Here is a 20,184-nt window from a genome sequence, read left to right on the forward strand (position 1 = left end):
GCTCGCTCCGACGAGCGCAGACCGATGTCCTGGCTTGGCCCGTGGGCCTTCACAGTGGCGGGACCGCTCCGGATTCGCACCGGATTCCTCGGTTGGCTGCGCCGGGCGCCAGCATGCCACAGGTGGTCGTGGGCCTATGGTTGGCCTCCGTGATCGACGTCGTGGGTATCGGTGATGACGGCTGGGTCGGCCTGGACGACGGGCGGCGCGGCCTCGTCCGCGACGCCGCCACCGTGCTGGGCGGCCGGCGACACCTCGACCTCGTGGCCGAGCACACCGCCCCCGGGACCGACCTCGTGGCCTGGCCCAGCCCCCTTCGCCCCGCCCTGCCGGGACTGCTCGAGTCCGCCGAGTCGGTCGGTGACGTCGTCGTCCTCGCCAGCGGCGACCCCCTTCGCTCCGGGATCGCGACGACCCTGATCGACCTGCTCGGGGCCGACCGCGTGCGCATCCACCCGGCGGTCTCCTCGGACGTCCTCGCCCGCGCCCGCCAGGGCTGGTCCGCCGAGGAGACCACCGTCGTCACGACCGTCGGCCGTGACCTGCGGGCGGTGCTGCCGCACCTGGCCCCCGGATCCCGGATCGTCGTACTCTGCTCGGACGGCGCGGACCCGGCCCACCTCGGTGTGCTGCTGGCCGAGCACGGCTGGGGCGCAACGCAACTCACCGCACGCTGGCACCTGGGCGGCCCGGGCGAAGGCGCGCTCGCCGCCCGCGCGGACGCCTTCGCCGGGGCCACCTCGGACCTCGTCCTGTGCTGCCTGGACGTGCGCGCCGACGATCCGGGTGCGGTGACGACCGCCGGGGCAATGCCGGGGCGGGTGGAGGACTTCGTCGAGCACGACGGGCAGGTGACCAAGCGGGACGTGCGCGCCAGCGCCCTGGCGCGGCTGCGGCCCACCCCCGGCGCGCACCTGTGGGACCTCGGCGCCGGCAACGGGACCATCGCCCTGGAGTGGTGCCTGGGCGCCGACCGGGCCACCGCCACGTGCGTCGAGAAGGACGCCGCCCGCGCCGAGCGGATCACCGCCAACGCCCGCGCCCTCGGCCTGGCCGGTCGGGTGCACGTCATCCACGACGACACCGCGACGGCCGACCCGAGCGCGCTCACGCGGCCGGACGCGGTCTTCGTCGGCGGGGGACTGGCCGAGCCGGTGCTCGGGAGGGCCTGGTCCTCCCTTCGTCCCGGGGGCCGCCTCGTCGCGCACGCGGTGACCCTCGACGGGGAGGCCGTGCTGCACGCCCTGCACGCACGCACCGGCGGGGACCTCACCCGCCTGACCGTCGAGCGGGCCGTCCCACTCGGCGCCCACCTGTCGTGGACGCCGGCCCGTGCCGTCGTCCAGCTCGCCGTCGTCCGAGGAGAACCATGACCGTCCACTTCATCGGCGCCGGCCCCGGGGCCGCCGACCTGCTCACCGTCCGCGCCACGCGGCTGCTCGCCGAGAGCCCGGTGTGCCTCTACGCCGGCACCTACCTCGACGCGGCGGTCCTCGCGCACTGTCCCGACGGGGCCCGCCTCGTCGACACCCAGCACCTCGACCTCGACCGGATCACCGTCGAGATCGCGGCCGCCCACGAGCGCGGCGAGGACGTCGCCCGGCTGTGCTCCGGCGACCCGTCCGTGTACTCCGCGATCGCCGAGCAGACCCGCCGCCTCGACGCGCGCGGCATCCCGTGGGACATCACCCCGGGGATCGCCGCCTACGCCGCGACCGCCGCCCGGCTCGGTCGCGAGCTGACCGTGCCCGAGGTCGCCCAGTCGGTGGTGCTCACCCGAGCCCAGCGCGACTCGACGGCGATGCCGACGGGGGAGTCGCTCGAGTCCTTCGCCGCGACCGGCGCGACCCTCGTGCTCCACCTGGCGGTCCGGCGGGTCCGCGAGCTCGCCGGGCGCCTCGTCGAGCACTACGGCGCGGACTGCCCGGTCGCCGTGGCCCACCGCGTCGAGCAGCCCGAGGAGCTCGTCCTGCGCGGCACCCTCGCCGACATCGCCGATCGGGTCGAGGCCCACGACCTGCGGCAGGCGGCGGTCATCGTCGTCGGCCGGGCGCTGCGGGCCGAGGACTTCGTCGAGTCGCACCTGTACTCGTGCCGCCGGGTCGAGGGGCTGACCGGAGGACGTGGCCCCGCACGCGACTGAGAGCGCGTGCCGACGGGCACGCGGATCGGGTTACCCTTCGGTAGCACCTGTTTTTCTGCACCTGTCGAAGGATCATCGTGAACCGTGCCCCGCGCGTCGTCTGGACCGCCCTGACCGCCCGCCGTCGCGGCCGGGTCGCCACCGGAGGGGTAGCCGTGCTCCCGCTGCGGGTGCTGCCCAACGACATCGACCTCGCCGGCCACATGAACAACGGCGTCTACTTCACCATGGCCGACCTCGGTCGCATCGACCTGGCGATCCGGTCCGGTTGGATCCGCGCCCAGGTACGCCACCGTGTCGCGCCGGTCGTCATGCAGGAGACGATGACCTTCCGCACCTCGCTGCAGCCCTTGCAGGCCTTCGAGCTGCACAGCCACCTCGCCGGGTGGGACGGGGTCAGCGTCTTCTACGAGCAGCGGTTCGTGGTCGCCGGCCAGGTGTGCGCGCAGGCGCTGGTGCGCACGCGGTTCCTGCAGCGCGGCACCGGTGTCGCCCCGGCCCGCCTGTGGCAGCTGCTGGGCATCGACCCGCCGCCCTCGCGGGTCCCCGACTGGGCGAAGGGGTGGGGAGACGGCGCCCGTCTGCCGTCACCGCGCGCGGACGCCCCCGCGGGGCCGCCACCCTTCTGGGGCTGAGCGGCGTCACGGTCGTCGCGAGCTCACCGCGCGCGGGCCGGTCGGGCGAGCTGGTTGACCGCCGCGTCGAAGACGGCGGGCACCCCGGCTGCGGCACCGACGATCCCATGACGGACCGGTGGCACGGCGGTGGCCAGGACCAGCCCCCCGGTCAGCAGGTCGTGACGTCGGCGCAGGCGGCGCCAGTCGCCCTCGTAGCGCTGCGGTCGCCCCTCCGCGAGGGCGGCGACCGCGGCCCGGGCCTGCGCCATCCCCAGCGCGATGCCCTCGCCGGTGAGCGCGTCGACGTAGCCTGCGGCGTCGCCGACCAGGAGCACCCGCCCGGCGACCCTCGACCGGGACCGTTGCCGCAGGGGGCCGGCGCCCCGGGTCCGTGAGGTGGCCCGCCCGGCGATGCGCCTGCCCAGCAGCGGGAACTGCGCGAGCAGCTCGGGCATCGGCCGTGGTCCGGAGGTGAGCACGGCCACCCCGACGACGTCCTCGGCCACCGGGGTGACGTAGGCCTCGCCGGCGCCGGACCAGTGCACCTCGACGTAGGAGGTCCACGGCTCGACCTCGACGTGGCAGCGCAGCCCGTAGCGTCGATGGCGCGCCGGGGTCCGGCCCAGTCCCAGCAGCCGGCGCACCGGTGAGTGCAGCCCGTCGGCCGCGACGAGGTAGCGGGTCGGCTCCCCGTCGACGACGAGGTGGTCGCCGCGGTCGAGGACCTCGCGCACCGGGCGGTGGTCGACCTCGATCGCGGCCTCGGCCGCACGGGCACGCAGGGCGCCGTGCAGCACGGTGCGTCGCACGCCCAGCCCCGTCCCGTACCGGAAGTCCGCCTGCGCCGTCCGTGTCCCGTCGAGGTACCGCACGCCGCGCACCGGGTGCCCGTGGGGGTAGACGCCCAGGTCGTCCAGCGCGGCCACCGCACCGGGCATCAGGCCCTCGCCGCACGCCTTGTCGATGTCACCGGTCCGCGGCTCGCGGACCGCGACGTCCAGCCCGGCCCTGGTGGCGTAGAGCGCCGCGGCGAGTCCGATCGGTCCGCCCCCGGCCACCAGCAGGTCACGCATCGACGGGTCCGGGCTCGGGCAGCGACGCGAGGGCGGCGTCCTCCACGCGCAGCCGCACGGTCAGGAGGATCGCGTTGAGGACGGTGAACGTCACCGCGGTGATCCACGCGGCGTGCACCATCGGCAGCGCGATGCCCTCGACGACCACCGCCACGTAGTTGGGGTGGGCGAGGACGCGGTAGGGGCCGGTCCGGACCGCGGGCAGGTCCGGCACCACGATGACCCGGGTGTTCCACCGGGGACCGAGGGTGAGGATGCACCACCAGCGCAGCGCCTGGGAGGCCACGACCAGCGCGAGCATCGACCACGCGAGCACCGTCGGTACCTCCGGGCGGCGCACGAAGGCCTCCACCAGCATGGCCACGAGGAACCCGGAGTGCAGCACCACCATCGCCGGGTAGTGCCCGCGGCCGTACTCGCGCCCACCGCGCGCGAGGCTCCACGCGGCGTTGCGCCGGGAGACCACGAGCTCGGCCAGCCGCTCGAGGGCGACGAGCCCGACCACGACGACGAAGGGGGTCAGTCCGGTCACGGTGCACCGCCCTCCTCGCGGGCGCGCAGCAGGACCAGCTCGGAGCAGAATCCCGGTCCCAGCGCCATGAGCATCCCGAGGCTGCCCGGCACGGGAGGCCGCTCCCGCAGGGTGTCGGCGAGCACGTGCAGCACCGAGGCGGAGGAGAGGTTGCCGATGTCGGCCAGCGACTCCCGCGTCAGGGCGAGGTCGTGGTCGCTCAGGTCGAGGGCATCGCGCAGCGCGTCGATGACCTTCGGGCCGCCCGGGTGGCAGACCCACCACCCGATGTCCGCCCGGGACAGGCCGTGGTCGGCGAGGAAGCCGTCGACGTCCTCGCGGATGTAGCGGCCGACGATCGCGGGTACCTGGGCGTCGAGCACGATCCGCAGCCCGTGGTGACTGACGTCGAAGCCCATGGTGCGCTCCGAGTCGGGGTAGAGGCGGCTGCGGCTGTCCAGGACCTCGACGGGGCCCTCGGACGCCGTCCCGTCGCCGCCGCGGGCCACCACGGCCGCGGCACCGTCGCCGAAGAGGCCGCTGGCGACGAGGTTGGGCATCGAGGTGTCGTCGCGCTGCACGGTCAGCGAGCAGAGCTCGACCGTGACCAGCGCCGCCACCCGACCGGGACGGCCGCCGAGGTAGTCGTGCAGGCGGGCGATTCCGGCGGCCCCGGCGACGCACCCGAGACCGACCATCGGGACCCGGCGCACATCGGGCCGCAGCCCGAGCACGGCCGCGATCCGTGCGTCGAGTGACGGGATGGCCAGGCCGGTCACGGTCGCGCAGACCAGCAGGTCGAGGTCCTCCCGGCGCAGGCCGGCGGCCTCCAGCGCGTCGGACAGCGCCCGGGCGCCGAGGGCCACGGCGTGCTCGAGGAAGAGGTCGTTGGCCTGGCCGAAGTCCTCGAGCTCGCCGTAACGCGTGATGGGCAGCACCAGGTTGCGGTGCTCCACGCCGGCGTTGGCGTGCAGCCGCCGCAGCACCCGCTGGTCGACCTGCCCACGGGCGATGACCTCGGCGAAGGCGTCGGTGATCTCCCCCTGGCTGTGCCGGTGGGGCGGCAGCGCCCCTCGGACGGAGAGCACCTGGGTGGTCGACATGTCAGCCTCTCGTCGGCGTCAGCTGGTTGCGGATCAGGCTGCCACCCAGCGAGGCGACGAGGCGAGGCGTCAGCTTGCCGTCCCCGAGCCCGAGCTCGACCAGGTCGTCGAAGGTGTGCTGGTCCCTGCCCGCGGCAGTGATCCCGGCCTCGACGACCTGCGGGTGGCGGGTCAGCCGTCCCGCCAGCCAGGTGTGGTGCAGGTGCCGCTCGAGCCGGCTCCGCACCGCGCTCCGGTACCGGGCGCCGGCGGCGACCGGCGCGTGGTCGGCGACGCAGGTCATGGCGGTGCGGCCCGCGGCGGCACCGGTGGCCACCGCGTAGTAGATGCCTTCGCCGGTCATCGGGTTGACCAGGCCGGCGGCGTCGCCGGCGTAGAGGACGGGGCCGCCGGGCTGCTCGGTCCGCCACCCCCAGCCCGAGAGCGGGAGGTGGTGGCCGCGCCACCGCTCGGCCTGCGGGACGGTCCCCGGCAGCAGCTGCTCGAGCTGCTCGAGCAGCACGCTCCGCGAGGGCTGCCGCGGGCCACCGAGGATCTCCCCGTAGCCGACGTTGGACAGCTCGTCGCCGCGGTCGAAGGCCCACGCGTAGGACGGTTGGGTCCGCCCCTCGCCGTACCGGATCAGCTGGCGCCCGGCTCGCCCGGGCGGGGTCGGTGCATAGCCGCGGATCGCGATGGCCTGCCGTACGCGGCGAGGACCGACCAGGGCGGTGCGGACCGCCGAGCGCGCACCGTCGGCGGCCACGACGACCCGGGCCCGGATGTGGTCGTCGAGCACGACGGCACCGTCCTCGACCCGGACGTCCCGGACCCGGTGCCGCACCAACCGCGCGCCCGCGGCCACCGCGTGGTCCACGAGCCGGGCGTCGAAGACCTCGCGCGGGACCACCCGGACCGCCCGCGCCATCCGCCCGTCGACGGTGCGTCGACCCCGCGAGAGCTCCAGGCGCTGCAGGGGCCGCCAGCCGTCCACGACGTCGGCGGCACCCAGGGGAGTGAGGACGTCCAGCACGTGCGGGGCGATGCCGTCCCCACAGCTCTTGTCGCGGGGGAAGCCTGCCCGGTCCAGCAGCAGCACGCGTGCGGTGGGATCCTGGGCCAACGCCGCCAGGGCCGCGGTCGAGCCGGCGGGTCCGGCGCCGACGACGGCGAGGTCCCAGGTCTCCTCGCTCATCCGGCCGCCACCACCAGCAGCAGCACGTCCAGCACCGCGATGCCGATCGCTGCCCGGAAGGGGACCCGGCCACGGGCGACCAGCGCGAGCCCGGCGAGGGCGACGACCGCGACGAGCACGAGCGCCACGACCGGCCGGGGCACCTGCCGGGCTCCCACGGCGACCACCACCGATGCGGTGGTCAGGGCGGCGACGGCCAGGACCGACGCGGCACGGGCACCGATCCGGTGCGGCAGGCCCCGGACACCGGTCGCCTCGTCGTCCGCGAGGTCCGGCAGCGTGTTCAGCAGGTGCGCGCCGACGCCGAGGAGCGCCCCGGCGGCGACGATCCACCATGATGGCGCTCCGGAGCCCGGGGCGGCGAGGGTGACGAAGACGGGCAGCCCCCCGAAGGCGAGGGCGTAGGGCAACCACGACCACGCCGTGGCCTTGATGCCCAGGTTGTAGGCCCAGGCCGCGGCGACGCACCCCAGGTGCACCGCCCCGGCCACGAGGCCGCAGGCCAGGGACAGCACCACGGTCGCCGCGATCGCCCCCGCGCACGCGAACCGCGCCACCGGGAGCGGCAGCTCACCGGTGGCCAGGGGCTTGTCGGTCCGACCGACGGCACGGTCACGGCGGGCGTCGAGGAGATCGTTGCCCCATCCGATCGACAGCTGCCCGGTGAGGACCGCGGCCGTCACGAGCGCGGCCCGCCCGGGAGCCAGACCGGTCGACACGGCGAAGGCCGCCGCCAGCAGGGTCACCGCCAGTGCCGGACCCGGGTGGGCGGCGCCGAGCAGCGCCGACCAGACGCGGGGGGAGGTGGACGGACGGCCGGTCCCGAGCAGGCTGCGGGATTCGCTGCTCACCGGCGGCTCCTTCGGATCGGTGTCACGGACCGCGTCCGCAGCCCGGGTCCTACCCGCGGGAGGGGCGGGCATGCGATGACGCGTCCGCGGGTCCGGTCCGGGACGGGTTGTCCACCCCCACCCTGCTCCCCAGCGAGCGGGGCGTCCAGACCCAGCCGTCCGCGGTGACGCGCGTGGTCGAGGCGCCGATGACGACGAGGCACCCCATGTCGACGGCGTCGACGTCGAGCCCACCGAGCGTGGTGACGACGACGGCCTCCTCGTCGCGCCCCACGTGGCGGGCGACGACGACCACCCGGTCGGGGCCGACCGCGTCGACGAGCAGGTCGCGCGCGGCGCCGAGGGTCTCCGGGCGGGAGCGCGACCGCGGGTTGTACAGCGCGACCGAGACGTCCCGTGAGACGAGCGCGGTGAGCCGGTCGGCGAGCACCTCCCACGGCTTGAGGTTGTCGCTGAGGTTCACCAGGGCGTGGTCGCCGCCGAGGACGGCGCCGACGAGCGCGCTCGCGGCGTGCGCGGCGGTCACGCCGGGCACCACCCGCACCCGGACGTCCGCGTAGCCGGGGTCGTCGACGACGGCGACCTCCCGGGACTCGAAGAGCGCCGTCGCCATCCCGAAGACCCCCGCGTCCCCGCCGGAGACGAGCGCGACCTCGTCCCCGGAGCGGGCCAGGTCGAGTGCGAGCCGGCCGCGGTCGGTCTCCACGCCGTTGCCCGAGGCGTGCCGCGCCAGCCCCTCCCGCTGCGGCACTCGGGCGACGTAGGGGCCGTAGCCGACGACGTGGTCGACCCCGGCGAGGACCTCGGCCGCCTCGGGGTGAGCCAGCGGTCCGGCCCGGGGCCGAGACCGACGACGTGCACGGTGCCGGGGGACGAAGGGGGCGTGAGGTCGCCCTCGTCGGTGGTCGCGGTCAGCCGTGCGAAGTCGGCCGCCCGCCCCGCCGCGTCGTCGCGCAGCCCTTCCCCCGGGACGACGACGAGCGACATGTAGGGCACCCGTCCCTCGTCCACCTCGGCGGCGGGCAGGACGACCTCCCCCGTGCCGGAGGCTCGCTCGACGTAGACGGCACGCTCGAGCACGCCGGCCCGGCGCAGCGCCTCGCGCACGCCGGCGAAGGTGCGGCCGAGCTTCATGATGATCGCCGCATCGGTGTCGGCGAGCCGTCGGGCCAGCTCGGTGACGGGCAGCGTGCCGGGCAGGACGGTCAGGGTGTCCTCGTGGCGGCACAGCCCGGTGGCGACGGCCGCCGTGGCCGCCGACAGCGAGGTGATGCCCGGGACCACCTCGGTGGGGTAGCGGGGGCTGAGCCGGTCGTGGACGTACATGAAGGACCCGAAGAACAGCGGGTCCCCGACGGCGAGGACCACGACCGTGCGCCCCGCTGCCAGGTGCGCCTCGAGACGGTCGGAGCACTCGTCGTAGAAGTCGGCCAGCGCCCCGTAGTAGCCGCGCGGGTGGTCGGTGAAGCCGGTCGTCACCGGGTAGCGCAGCTCCTCCTCGACGACACCCTCGGGGATGAGGTCGGCTGCGATGGACCGCGCCATCGACTGCTTGCCGGTGCCCGCGTGGTAGGCGACGACGTCGGCCCCGGCGATGAGCCGCGCGGCCTTGAGGGTGATCAGCTCGGGGTCGCCGGGGCCGACGCCGACACCGTAGAAGTGCGCGCTCATGCCAGCTCGTCCGGGTTCGCGAGGGCGTTGAGCGCGGCGGCGGCCATCGCCGACCCGCCGCGTCGGCCGTGCACGACGAGCCAGGGCACGGGGCCGCCGGGCAGCTCGTGCCCGGCCAGGGCGGCCTTCGACTCGGCCGACCCGACGAAGCCGACCGGCATCCCGATGATCGCGGCCGGGCGCGGCGCCCCGTCGTGGAGCATCTCGAGCAGGTGGAACAGGGCGGTCGGCGCGTTGCCGATGGCCACGACCGACCCCTTGAGCCGGTCCGCCCACAGGGACACGGCGGCAGCGGCGCGGGTGGTCTCCCACTCTCGGGCCAGGTCCGGCACGGAGCCGTCGCGCAGGGTGCAGACCACCTCGTTGTCCGCGGGCAGCCGCCGTCGGGTCACCCCCGAGGCGAGCATGTGGCTGTCGGTGAGGATCGGCGCCCCGGCGGCCAGCGCCGCGTGCGCGGCGTCGGCGACGCCGGGGTGGGCGGCGACGTCGCGGGTGATCGCGACGTCACCGGCGGCGTGGATGATCCGCACCGCGGCCCCGTGCAGGCTCGGCGGCAGCGCGGACAGGTCGGCCTCGTTGCGGATCGTCGCGAAGGAGCGGCGGTAGATCTCTTGGCCGTCGGTGACGTAGTCGTAGCGCCGCGGGGGCTGGATGAGCACGGTCATCGGTCCTTCTCGGGTCGTGGGGAGCGTTGTGCGGCAACGATGTCCGCAGCGGTCGACGGGTTCAGGGAGATGTTGTGCGGGCGAGCGGGGTGGCCGCAGGAGCGGTCGCACCCGATGACGTGCACGGGTGGTCCGTCGATGTCGACGAAGGGGGCCGCCTCCCGCGCGATCCGGCGCGTCCGCGTCGTCGTGCGGCCGCACGAGGGTGCCCCGGCGCAGGCGGTCAGGACCGTCCAGGGGGAGTCGGCACTCGTCGCGAACCCCGCGGCCGCGAGGTCGTCCGCGTGCGCGGCGCCCCCGGGCACGACGACCGACCGCCACGGGGTGGTGCGCAGGGTGGTTTCGAGGCTCGGCCGCGGGCGGCCTCGCACCTCAGCCACCGATGCACGTCGGCTGAGGTGTGAGGAGCTCTGCGACGAGCCTCGAAGCCCGGAGAGCACCTCGGCCATCTCCGGAGTGAGCACCCCCAGCGGCACGAGGGCGACGAGGTCGTCACCGTGGACTCCCGGTGCCGGTGGCCCACCGGGAGCGGGCGCGAAGGGGGTGCCCCCCGGCAGCAGGTCGGCCCGATCGGCCGCGGGCAGGTCCCGCACGTTCCACGTGCGCTCGTCGGTACGCCTCGCGAGGAAGCGCCGGGCGGCGTCGAGAGCGCACCCGACGGCATCGGCGCGGGCGACCACGACGCCTTTGCTGTCGACGACGACGCGAGCGGACCCCCCTTCGTCCACGATCGCGACGTCCCACGGCTCGGCCAGGACCGGCCCGTCCGGCTCGGCGACGGCCATCAGGAACCGCCCGGGCAGTCCCGCGAGGTCCGGGTCGGCGAGGAGTCCCGCGTCGAGTTCGGCGACGAGGTCGTCCAGCACGCCCGCCGGGTCGGCGACGATGTTGCGGGCCCTGTCGTGGGCGCCGGACGGGACCAGGCCGAGGGCGTCGACGGCGGCGACCAGCTCGCGGGGGAGCGGATCCGGCAGGCCGCGCAGCTGGACGCTCCCGCGGGAGGTGAGCGTGATGTCCGGGTCACCGAATCGCGTTGCGAGGGAGGAGATCTCGCCCAGCGTCGACGCCTCGATCCGACCACCGGGGAAGCGCAGCCGAACCATGGCGCCGTCCGCGGAGACGAAGGGCGCCAGCAGTCCCGGGCAGCGGTCGGCACCGTCCCGGGAGGGCGAAGGGGTGGACACGGGGTCGCAGCATACGCAGGGTCCGGTGGTGCGGTCCTTGTCCTCCGTGTCGGTCGCGGCTCTAATGGGGGGAGACCGTGCCGGGAGGGCCGCATGCTGGATGTCCTGACAGCCGTACTGATCCTCGTGCTCGTCGGCGTGTGGCTGGCGGCGTTGGGCCGCTCGACCATGCCGCGCGCCGAGCGGCTGCCGGTGGGCGAGTGGCGGGTGCCCGAGGTCCTCGCGAACATCGCCATCGGGTACCGGCAGCTGGTGGCGGTGCACGAGCGGATGAGGTGGACGGCCGGCAGGCGCGACCGCCCGGGTGGGTAGGCTGCGCTCGGCAGATCCAGACGGAACCCGGTGCGAACCCGGGACGGTCCCGCCACTGTGAGCGATCGATTCGCGAGTCAGAAACGTCGGATCCGCTGGCCCGTGCACACGGCGCGGGTCCCTTTCGACCGCGGGGCGCGGAACCCCGCTCAAGGAGCGCCCGACGTGCCCACCGTCGCCCTGCTGTCCACGTCCGACACCGACCTGCTCAGCGCCCGGACCGCCGCCGACTCGGGAGCCGACTTCGTCGTCGGCAACCCGGCCCGCCTGACCGACGACCAGGTCGCCGAGCGCGTCGCCGGCGCCGACGTCGTCGTCGTGCGGTACCTCGGCTCCCCGCAGGGGCTGTGGGAGGGCTTCGCCGAGCTGCGCTCGGGCACAGCCCCGCTCGTCGTCCTCGGCGGTACCCAGGAGCCGGACGCCGCGCTCATGGAGCTGTCCACCGTCCCCCCGGGCACGGCCGCCGAGGCGCACCGCTACCTCGCCGAGGGCGGGCCGACGAACCTCACCCAGCTGCACGCCTTCCTCGGGGACACCCTGCTGCTCACCGGGGAGGTCTTCGACGCCCCGAGGGCCCTGCCGACGTGGGGTGTCCTCGAGCGCGAGGTGCCCGACCCCCTTCCCGACGGGGCCGCGCGACCCCGGGTCGGCGTGCTCATCTACCGCGCCCAGTACGCCGCCGGGAACACCGCCTACGCGCACGCCCTCGCCGACGCGATCGACGCGGCCGGCGGCCACGGCGAGGTCATCCACGCCGCCTCCCTGCGCGATGCCCCCGAGGGGCTGCTCGACCACCTCGCCACCCTCGACGCGATGGTGACCACCGTGCTCGCCGCCGGCGGCACGCGACCCGCCACCGCCGGTGCCGGGGAGGACGACGAGGCCTGGGACGTCGAGGCGCTCGCCGCCCTGGACATCCCGATCCTGCAGGGGCTGTGCCTGACCTGGGGCCGTGCCGACTGGGCCGACTCGGACGACGGGATGAGCCCGCTCGACGTCGCCACCCAGGTCGCCGTCCCCGAGTTCGACGGGCGGCTGATCACGGTCGCCTTCTCGTTCAAGGAGTTCGACGAGGAGGGCCTGCCGCACTACGTCGCCGACCCCGAGCGCGCCGCCCGCGTCGCCGGCATCGCGGTGGGCCATGCGCGGCTGCGCTCCACCCCGCCGGCGCAGCGCCGGGTCGCGGTCGTCCTCTCCGCGTACCCGACGAAGCACTCCCGCCTGGGCAACGCCGTCGGCCTGGACACCCCGGTCTCGACGGTCCGCCTGCTGCGGGCGATGCGGGAGGCCGGCTACGACCTCGGGGAGGGCTACGTCGGGATGGACCCGCTGCCCGAGGTCGACGGCGAGGCGCCCGACACCACGTGCGGCAACGCCCTGGTCCACGAGCTCATCGCCGCCGGCGGACAGGACGAGGAGTGGCTCACCCAGCAGCAGGTCGAGGACGCGCAGGTGCGCATCCCCGCAGACCGGTACCGCGAGTGGTTCGACCGCCTCCCGGACGAGCTGCGCGAGGCGATGACCGAGCACTGGGGCGAGGCGCCGGGTGAGGTCTTCGTCGACACCACCCGGGACGCGACGGGGGAGATCGTCACCGCGGCCCTCGTGCGCGGCAACGTCGCGCTGCTCGTGCAGCCCCCGCGCGGCTTCGGGGAGAACCCGATCGCGATCTACCACGACCCGGACCTCCCGCCCACGCACCACTACCTGGCGACCTACCGCTGGATCGAGGAGGAGTTCGGTGCGCACGCGATCGTCCACGTCGGCAAGCACGGCAACCTCGAGTGGCTCTCCGGCAAGAACCTCGCGATGTCCGCCGCCTGCGGCACCGACGCCGCGCTGGGCAACGTGCCGCTGATTTACCCCTTCCTCGTCAACGACCCCGGCGAGGGCACCCAGGCCAAGCGCCGCGCCCACGCGACGATCGTCGACCACCTCATCCCGCCGATGGCCCGCGCCGAGTCCTACGGCGACATCGCGCGCCTGGAGCAGCTGCTCGACGAGTACGGCAACGTCACCGCGATGGACCCGGCCAAGGCCCCGGCCCTGCGCGGTGAGATCTGGCAGCTGATCCACGCCGCGCAGATGCACGTCGACCTCGGTCTGACGGACGTCGACCTCGACGACGCGGAGGGCTTCGACGAGCTCGTCATGCACGTCGACGGCTGGCTCTGCGAGATCAAGGACGTCCAGATCCGCGACGGTCTGCACGTCCTCGGCCGGGCCCCGGAGGGGGAGGAGCTGGTCAACCTCGTGCTCGCGGTCCTGCGTGCCGCCCAGGTCTTCTCCGGGCAGGTCGGGTCCGTGCCCGGCCTGCGCGCCGCACTCGGGCTCGGCGAGGACGCCTCGGCCACCGAGACCGACGCGGTCGAAGGGAGGGCCCGTCGCCTCGTCGAGGGGCTCGCCGCACGCGACTGGTCGGCCGGCTCAGCGAGCACCGTCGTCGCGCAGGAGGAGCCGGACCTCGGTGCCGACCGGGCCGACGAGGTCACCCGCGTCCTCGAGTTCGCCGCCACCCAGGTCGTGCCACGCCTCGCGGCGACCGACCGGGAGCTCGACGTCGTCCTGCACGCCCTCGACGGCGGGTACGTCCCCGCGGGGCCGAGCGGGTCCCCCCTTCGCGGCCTGGTCAACGTCCTGCCCACCGGACGCAACTTCTACTCCGTCGACCCCAAGGCGATCCCCTCGCGGCTGGCCTACCAGACCGGCACCGCGATGGCGGACTCGCTGCTGGAGCGCTACCGCGAGGAGACCGGCGGGCTGCCGCGCTCGGTCGGCCTGTCGATGTGGGGCACCTCGGCCATGCGCACCTCTGGTGACGACATCGGCGAGGTGCTCGCGCTGCTCGGCGTCACCCCGGTGTGGGACGAGCAGTCCCGTCGCGTGACCGGGCTCGAGCCGATCCCGCTCGCCGAGCTCGGTCGTCCCCGCGTCGACGTCACCGTGCGCATCTCCGGGTTCTTCCGCGACGCCTTCCCGCACGTCATCGCACTCATCGACGACGCCGTCGCCCTCGTCGCCGGGCTCGACGAGAGCGCTGAGGACAACCACGTGCGCGCCCACGCGGCGGCCGACCTCGCCGAGCACGGGGACGAGCGACGTTCGCGCACACGGATCTTCGGCTCCAAGCCCGGCAGCTACGGCGCCGGCATCCTCCAGGTCGTCGAGTCCGGCAGCTGGCGCAGCGACGAGGACCTCGCGCAGGTCTACACGCAGTGGGGCGGCTACGCCTACGGGCGCGACCTCGATGGGGCGCCCGCCGCCGAGGACATGGAGCGCACCTACCGACGCATCCAGGTCGCGGCGAAGAACGTCGACAACCGGGAGTCCGACATCCTCGACTCCGACGACTACTTCCAGTACCACGGCGGCATGGTCGCCACCGTCCGCGCGCTGACGGGCGCCGAGCCGAAGGCGTACGTCGGCGACTCCACCTCGCCGGACGCCGTGCGGACCCGCACCCTGCAGGAGGAGACCAACCGCGTCTTCCGCTCCCGCGTGGTCAACCCGCGGTGGGTCTCGGCGATGCAGCGGCACGGCTACAAGGGCGCCTTCGAGCTGGCCGCGACCGTGGACTACCTCTTCGGCTTCGACGCCACCGCCGGCGTCGTCCACGACTGGATGTACGACCGGATCGCGCGCGACTACGTCCTCGACGGGGCCAACCAGGAGTTCATGCGCCGGGCCAACCCGTGGGCGCTGCGCGGCATCGTCGAGAAGCTCACCGAGGCCGCCGACCGAGGCCTGTGGGAGGAGCCCGATACTGAGGTCGTGCAGCGGATGCAGCAGGTGTACCTGGACGTCGAGGGTGACCTCGAGGACACGGCGGACGAGGCCTGATGTCCGACGAAGGGGGTGCCCCCCGGTACGCGCGACCCGTCCCCACCGTCGGGGACGTGAGCAGCGCCGCGCAGCGGCGGGAGGATCCCACCGGCTGGGCGATGGGGGAGACGGTGACCGAGGCGCTCGCCGCGGTGGTCGCCGGGCGGCGGGACATCCGCCGCTACCGACCCGACGCCGTGCCCGAGGACCTGCTCACCGCCGTCCTCGAGGCCGGCCACCGCGCCCCCAGCGTCGGCCACTCCCAGCCGTGGCGCTTCGTCGTCGTCACCGACCCCGCCACCCGTGACCGGGCCGCGGCGATGGCCGACAGGGCGCGTCTGGAGCAGGCGGAGCACCTGGCCTCCGAGCGCGCCGCCCGCATGCTCGACCTCAAGCTCGAGGGCCTGCGCGAGGCCCCGGTGGGGGTCGTCGTCGCCTGTGACCGGCGCACACCCGCGACCGGTGTCCTGGGCCGGGCGACCTTCCCCGACGCGGACCTGTGGTCCTGCGCCACCGCGATCGAGAACATGTGGCTCACGGCCAGGTCGCACGGTCTGGGCATGGGCTGGGTGACGCTCTTCGACCCCGACGAGCTGGCCGACCTGCTCGGCCTGCCCGAGGGCGTCGTCACCCTCGGCTGGTTGTGCCTGGGTTGGCCGGACGAGCGGCCGCCCTCGCCCGGGCTGGAGCGGGCGGCGTGGTCGCGGAGGACACCGCTCGACGAGGTCGTCATCCGCGACCGGTGGCCCGCGGACGAGGGCGCGCCGCGACAACCCGTCTCGCACCTGCGGGCACCCGCGGGCGAGAGTCTGGTCCGCGCCACCGACGCCGCCGACGAGCTGCTCTCGCCGCCGGAGTCGCTCGGGGTGCTCGACCGGGCGCTCGACCGCACGGTCGCGGTGGGTGCGGACGGCATCACCGGCGGCACGCTCGTGCTCGCCGGGGCCGACCATCCGGTGACCGACCTCGGGGTCAGTGCATTCCCCGCCTCGTCGACGAGCGACGTGCTCACCGCGAGCGTCGCGGGGACGTCTCTCGGTGTCGCCACGGCGGCGGGCGCCGGTCTCGCCGTCGTCCCGGTGGACGCGGGCGTGACCACCCGGGTCGCCGGCGCCCGGGACGCGCGCCCGTCCGGCCCGCGGGGTGACCTCGCCACGACCGACGCGATGACCGTCGCCGACGCCGAGGCCCTCGTCGCGGCCGGTCGGGGGATCGGCGCCGAGGCAGCGGCCTCGGGCCTCGTCTGCCTCGGCGAGGTCGGTGTCGGCAACACCACCGTCGCCGCCGCACTCGCCTGCGCCCTGCTCGACCTCGAGCCCCAGGACGCCGTCGGCCTCGGGTCCGGCTCCGACGCGGCGATGGTCGCGCGCAAGCGCGAGGTCGTGGCTGCGGCCCTCGCCCGGGTGAGGGGGCAGGCCGGGTCGCCCGGCCCCCTTCGCCTCCTGGCCGCTGTCGGTGGCCCGGAGATCGCGCTGCTGACCGGCGTCACCCTCGGTGCCGCCGCGGCGGGTGCGCCCGTCGTCCTCGACGGCCTTGCCGCCTCGCTGCCCGGGGTCATCGCCGCACGTCTCGAGCCGGGGGTGCAGGGGTACCTGCTCGCCGGGCAGGTCAGTCGCGAGCGGGCCCACGCCCTCGTGCTGCGCGAGCTCGGTCTGGAGCCCCTGCTCGACCTGCGGCTGCGGGCCGGTGAGGGAGTCGGCGCCTGCCTCGCCGCCTCGATGCTCCTGCAGGGACTGGCGGTGCGCCGCGTCGCCGCCCGCACCCGCTGACCACCCGGGCGACAGGTGGCCGGCACGTCGGTAGATTCGTCGCGATGACGGTTCTCTTCCTGCACGGTGCCGGCGGCTTCGAGGACGACCGGGTGATGGTCGATGCCCTGCGGGCGGGGCTCGACGAGGAGGTGCTCGCGCCCGACCTCGACGAGGGCGAGACGACCCACGAGGCGTGGTCGCAGCAGATCAGCGAGCACCTGGGCGCAGACGTCGACGTGGTCGTCGGCCACTCCTTCGGCGGTTCGACGGTGCTCAGGATGCTCACCGAGCGCGACCCGGGGATCCGCCGCCTCATCCTCCTCGCCGCCCCCGACTGGGGACCGGACGGCTGGGACGTGCCCGAGCTCGCCCTGCCCGACGACGCCGCCGACCGGCTCCCCGCGGGCGTCGAGATCGAGCTGCACCACTGCCTCGACGACGAGGTGGTGCCCATCAAGCACCTGTACCTGCTCGCCGCGCGGCTACCCGAGGCCCTGGCGAGGTACCGCCACCACGGCGGCCACCAGTTCCTCGCGCCCGCGATCGACGCGATCGTCCGGCGGGTGCTCGGCCCCCGCGAGGTCGAGGACACCGGTCCCTTCTTCCACGGCACCCGGGCCCACCTGCAGGTCGGCGACCTGCTGGAGCCGGGGCGTGACTCCAACTACGGCGCGCGTCAGCGGGCCAACTTCATCTACCTCACCGCGACCCGGGATGCCGCGGTCTGGGGCGCGGAGCTGGCCCTCGGCGAGGGGCCTCCTCGCCTGTACGAGGTGCGACCCACCGGCGTGATCGAGGACGACCCCAACCTCACCGACCAGCGGTTCCCGGGCAACCCCACGCGCTCCTACCGCACCCGGGAGCCGCTGCGCGTCGTGGGTGAGGTCACCGACTGGGAGCCGCACCCACCCGAGGCCGTGCAGCGGATGCGCGACGGGGTCGCCGACCTGTCCCGCCGCGGCATCGAGGCGATCAACGACTGAGCCCTGCTCGGGGCGGCGTGAGCGCGTAGACGTCCATCACCCAGCCGTGCTCCTCGCGCAGCCGGGCACGCAGGTCGACGATCTCGTCGATGACGTCGGCCAGGCGCCCGGAGCGCAGCTCCTGCTGGGGCATGCCGACGTAGGCGCCCCAGTGGATGACCGTGTCCGGGTGGGTGTGGGCGATCTCCCGGCAGTGCAGGTGCCCGTCGAGCATGACGACCACCGTGCCGAGATCCAGCCCGGCGGACTCCGCACGGGTCCACTCGTCGACGAGCCGGCGCCCGGTCGTGACGTGGACGGGTTCACCGACGCGGTGCAGCACGATCCCGTGGGCGGCGGCGAGGGTCTGGAAGGCGGAGATCCCCGGGATGACCCGGACCGTGGTGGGGAGGCGCTCACCGATCGCGTCGACGACGCGAATCGTGCTGTCGTAGAAGGCCGGGTCCCCCCACACGAGGAACCCGACGACCGCGTCCGCGGGCAGCTCCTCGATGACCCGCACGTAGGCGTCGGTCCGTGCGGCGTGCCAGTTGCGCACTCCCTGCGCGTACGCGCCGGAGTCGCGCTCGGCGTCGGGGCCGCGCCTCGGGTCCGGCACGGTGACGAACTCGTATGGGTGGTCGGCCGGGACGAAGCGGTCGCAGATCGCGCGTCGCACGGCGACCAGCTCGTCCTTCGCGTCGCCCTTGTCGGCGACGAGGAAGACATCGACCTCGGCCAGCGCCTCGGCGGCCTCGGCGGTCACGTGACCGGGGGACCCGGCGCCGATGCCGATCACCCGGATTGATCGAACGCTGCCGGGGCGGGCCGTCGGGTTCCTCATGGGGTTGCCCCGACCATGGCCACCAGGGCCTCTATGTCGACGTGCGTCTCCAGGGCGTCGGCGAGGGTGTCGACCATGCGCTCCCGTCGTGCGGCGAAGGGGGTCCCCCCGGCGGGTGCGCGCCAGCCCGACCCGGTGGTGGTCGCCACGTCGGCCAGGAGCGCGTGCCGGAAGTCGTCGCACTCCAGCGTTCCGTGCCAGATCGACCCGCGGACGGGGCCGAGCGCGTGCCCGCCCGGGAAGTCCTCACCACCGGCCGGTGTCACGACGCCGTGATGGATCTCGTAGCCCTCGACCGGGTGCCCGCGCCAGCCTCCGGACGGGCGGGCGAGGACCTTCTCCTCGCGGAAGTCGACCCGTCCGGGGAGCAACCCGAGGCCGGGTACCGCTGGGGGAGAGGGGTGCTCCCCCCCTTCGTCCTCCACGCCGTCGACGATCTCGTCGGTGAGCATCTGGTACCCGCCGCAGATGCCCAGGACGGGCGCCCCGCGTCGCGCTCGCTCGACGACGACGTCCGCGAGGCCCGTCCGCCGCAGCCATGCCAGGTCCGAGACCGTCGCCCGCGAGCCGGGCAGCACGAGCAGGTCCGCCTCCCGGGCGGTGTCGACGTCCCGCGTCACCCGCACGTCCACGCCCGGCTCCGCGGCGAGTGCATCGACGTCGGTGGCGTTCGAGGTGCGCGGCAGCCGGACCACCGCGACCGAGAGCTGCCGGTCCGACGTCCCACCGCCGTGCCCCCACGCGCCCACCGAGAGACCGTCCTCGGAGTCCAGCCACACGTCCTCGAGCCACGGCAGCACCCCGAGGGACGGCATCCCCGTGCGGCGGGTGACCTCCGCCAGACCCGGCTCGAGCACCGTGGCGTCCCCGCGGAACTTGTTGATGACGTACGCCGCCAGCAGCGGCCGGTCCTCGTCGGACACCAGCGCCCACGTCCCGTACAGCGCCGCGAGCACCCCACCGCGGTCGATGTCACCGACGAGCACTGTCGGCATCGAGAAGCGTTGCGCCAGACCGAGGTTGACGTAGTCGCCGGCACGCAGGTTGATCTCCGCGGGAGAGCCAGCACCCTCGCAGACGATGACGTCGTGGGAGGCGGACAGCTCCTCGTACGCGCCGAAGGCGGCGTCGGCGAGGTGCTGCCGGCCGGTCGCGTACTCACCGGCACGCAGCTGCCCGGCGGGTCGACCGCGCACGACGACGTGGGCACGCCGGTCGCTGCCGGGCTTGAGCAGGACCGGGTTCATCGCCGACGTCGCCTCGACGCCGGCCGCCTGCGCCTGGAGGTACTGCGCCCGACCGATCTCGGAGCCGTCGCGGCAGACCATGGAGTGGTTCGACATGTTCTGGGCCTTGTACGGCGCGACCGCCAGGCCGCGCCGGGCGAGGACACGGCACAGGCCCGTGACGACGAGGGACTTCCCCGCATCGGAGGAGGTTCCGGTGATCAGCAGTCCGCTCACGAGCCGCCACTCTACGAGCGCGGGCTAGCGTGGACCCC

17 protein-coding genes, 1 pseudogene and 2 riboswitches are annotated in these 20,184 nt (G+C 74.7%); of the genes and pseudogenes, 7 read left to right on the plus strand and 11 right to left on the minus strand.

Annotation, left to right across the window (positions count from 1 at the left end; translation table 11 throughout):
- Position 1 precedes the first annotated feature (1 nt).
- Positions 2-128, minus strand: a riboswitch (cobalamin riboswitch).
- A gap of 21 nt (positions 129-149) precedes the next feature.
- The 3 genes from cbiE to PVE36_RS05345 all read left to right on the plus strand — a co-directional run bounded on the left by cbiE (position 150) and on the right by PVE36_RS05345 (position 2,778).
- Positions 150-1,373, plus strand: coding sequence for a precorrin-6y C5,15-methyltransferase (decarboxylating) subunit CbiE (gene cbiE / locus PVE36_RS05335; RefSeq protein ID WP_277455049.1), 1,224 nt, complete (start codon positions 150-152; stop codon positions 1,371-1,373).
- Positions 1,370-2,143 carry a precorrin-4 C(11)-methyltransferase gene (cobM, locus tag PVE36_RS05340; protein ID WP_277455052.1) on the plus strand — a complete coding sequence of 258 codons (774 nt, stop codon included), beginning with the start codon at positions 1,370-1,372 and terminating at the stop codon, positions 2,141-2,143. The genes cbiE and cobM overlap by 4 nt, the downstream gene beginning before the upstream one ends.
- 77 nt (positions 2,144-2,220) lie before the next feature.
- A complete protein-coding gene (locus PVE36_RS05345) occupies positions 2,221-2,778 on the plus strand; it encodes an acyl-CoA thioesterase (RefSeq protein WP_277455053.1) in 558 nt (185 codons plus the stop codon).
- A 23-nt stretch (positions 2,779-2,801) separates the two neighbouring features.
- Here the strand turns inward: PVE36_RS05345 and PVE36_RS05350 are convergent, their stop codons facing one another.
- From PVE36_RS05350 to PVE36_RS05385, 9 genes and pseudogenes are all read right to left on the minus strand, one after another.
- Positions 2,802-3,833, minus strand: a complete 1,032-nt coding sequence (locus PVE36_RS05350) for an NAD(P)/FAD-dependent oxidoreductase (protein WP_277455055.1) — start codon at positions 3,831-3,833, stop codon at positions 2,802-2,804.
- Positions 3,826-4,356 (minus strand): isoprenylcysteine carboxylmethyltransferase family protein, encoded by a 531-nt coding sequence (locus PVE36_RS05355; RefSeq protein WP_277455765.1) that lies wholly within the window; start codon positions 4,354-4,356, stop codon positions 3,826-3,828. Before PVE36_RS05355 ends, PVE36_RS05350 begins: the two co-directional genes overlap by 8 nt.
- A gap of 5 nt (positions 4,357-4,361) precedes the next feature.
- Entirely contained in the window at positions 4,362-5,447 is a 1,086-nt protein-coding gene (locus PVE36_RS05360; RefSeq protein ID WP_277455056.1) for a 3-oxoacyl-[acyl-carrier-protein] synthase III C-terminal domain-containing protein, read from the minus strand.
- A gap of 1 nt (position 5,448) precedes the next feature.
- Positions 5,449-6,621, minus strand: a complete 1,173-nt coding sequence (locus PVE36_RS05365; protein WP_277455057.1) for an NAD(P)/FAD-dependent oxidoreductase — start codon at positions 6,619-6,621, stop codon at positions 5,449-5,451.
- Positions 6,618-7,472, minus strand: coding sequence for a UbiA family prenyltransferase (locus tag PVE36_RS05370; RefSeq protein WP_277455058.1), 855 nt, complete (start codon positions 7,470-7,472; stop codon positions 6,618-6,620). Before PVE36_RS05370 ends, PVE36_RS05365 begins: the two co-directional genes overlap by 4 nt.
- A gap of 49 nt (positions 7,473-7,521) precedes the next feature.
- Entirely contained in the window at positions 7,522-8,298 is a 777-nt protein-coding gene (locus PVE36_RS16195; protein ID WP_346780638.1) for a precorrin-3B C(17)-methyltransferase, read from the minus strand.
- A 191-nt stretch (positions 8,299-8,489) separates the two neighbouring features.
- A pseudogene (cobI, locus tag PVE36_RS16200) lies at positions 8,490-9,143 on the minus strand (precorrin-2 C(20)-methyltransferase); the annotation flags it as partial.
- Entirely contained in the window at positions 9,140-9,808 is a 669-nt protein-coding gene (locus PVE36_RS05380; RefSeq protein WP_277455060.1) for a precorrin-8X methylmutase, read from the minus strand. The pseudogene cobI and the gene PVE36_RS05380, both read right to left, overlap by 4 nt.
- Positions 9,805-10,992: a cobalamin biosynthesis protein CobG gene (locus PVE36_RS05385; RefSeq protein ID WP_277455062.1), complete on the minus strand. Its 1,188-nt coding sequence runs from the start codon at positions 10,990-10,992 to the stop codon at positions 9,805-9,807. The genes PVE36_RS05380 and PVE36_RS05385 overlap by 4 nt, the downstream gene beginning before the upstream one ends.
- Before the next feature lie 93 nt (positions 10,993-11,085).
- On the opposite strand from PVE36_RS05385, the gene PVE36_RS05390 reads away from it, so the two are divergent.
- The 4 genes from PVE36_RS05390 (at position 11,086) to arr (ending at position 17,860) form a co-directional block, all read left to right on the plus strand.
- Entirely contained in the window at positions 11,086-11,304 is a 219-nt protein-coding gene (locus PVE36_RS05390; RefSeq protein WP_277455065.1) for a hypothetical protein, read from the plus strand.
- An 18-nt stretch (positions 11,305-11,322) separates the two neighbouring features.
- Positions 11,323-11,391, plus strand: a riboswitch (cobalamin riboswitch).
- A 78-nt stretch (positions 11,392-11,469) separates the two neighbouring features.
- Positions 11,470-15,144 carry a cobaltochelatase subunit CobN gene (cobN, locus tag PVE36_RS05395; RefSeq protein WP_277455067.1) on the plus strand — a complete coding sequence of 1,225 codons (3,675 nt, stop codon included), beginning with the start codon at positions 11,470-11,472 and terminating at the stop codon, positions 15,142-15,144.
- A gap of 56 nt (positions 15,145-15,200) precedes the next feature.
- The gene (gene bluB / locus PVE36_RS05400) at positions 15,201-16,895 is read left to right on the plus strand and encodes a 5,6-dimethylbenzimidazole synthase (RefSeq protein ID WP_277455069.1); all 1,695 of its coding nucleotides are present in this window, start codon (positions 15,201-15,203) and stop codon (positions 16,893-16,895) included.
- 44 nt (positions 16,896-16,939) lie between these two features.
- Positions 16,940-17,860, plus strand: coding sequence for an NAD(+)--rifampin ADP-ribosyltransferase (gene arr, locus PVE36_RS16205; protein WP_346780620.1), 921 nt, complete (start codon positions 16,940-16,942; stop codon positions 17,858-17,860).
- Here the strand turns inward: arr and cobF are convergent.
- The gene (cobF, locus tag PVE36_RS05410) at positions 17,850-18,683 is read right to left on the minus strand and encodes a precorrin-6A synthase (deacetylating) (RefSeq protein WP_277455070.1); all 834 of its coding nucleotides are present in this window, start codon (positions 18,681-18,683) and stop codon (positions 17,850-17,852) included. The genes arr and cobF overlap by 11 nt on opposite strands.
- Positions 18,680-20,146, minus strand: a complete 1,467-nt coding sequence (locus tag PVE36_RS05415) for a cobyric acid synthase (RefSeq protein ID WP_277455072.1) — start codon at positions 20,144-20,146, stop codon at positions 18,680-18,682. The genes cobF and PVE36_RS05415 overlap by 4 nt, the downstream gene beginning before the upstream one ends.
- Positions 20,147-20,184: the final 38 nt, after the last annotated feature.

The sequence above is a fragment of the Janibacter sp. DB-40 genome (genome assembly GCF_029510815.1).
Lineage (GTDB): Bacteria > Actinomycetota > Actinomycetes > Actinomycetales > Dermatophilaceae > Janibacter.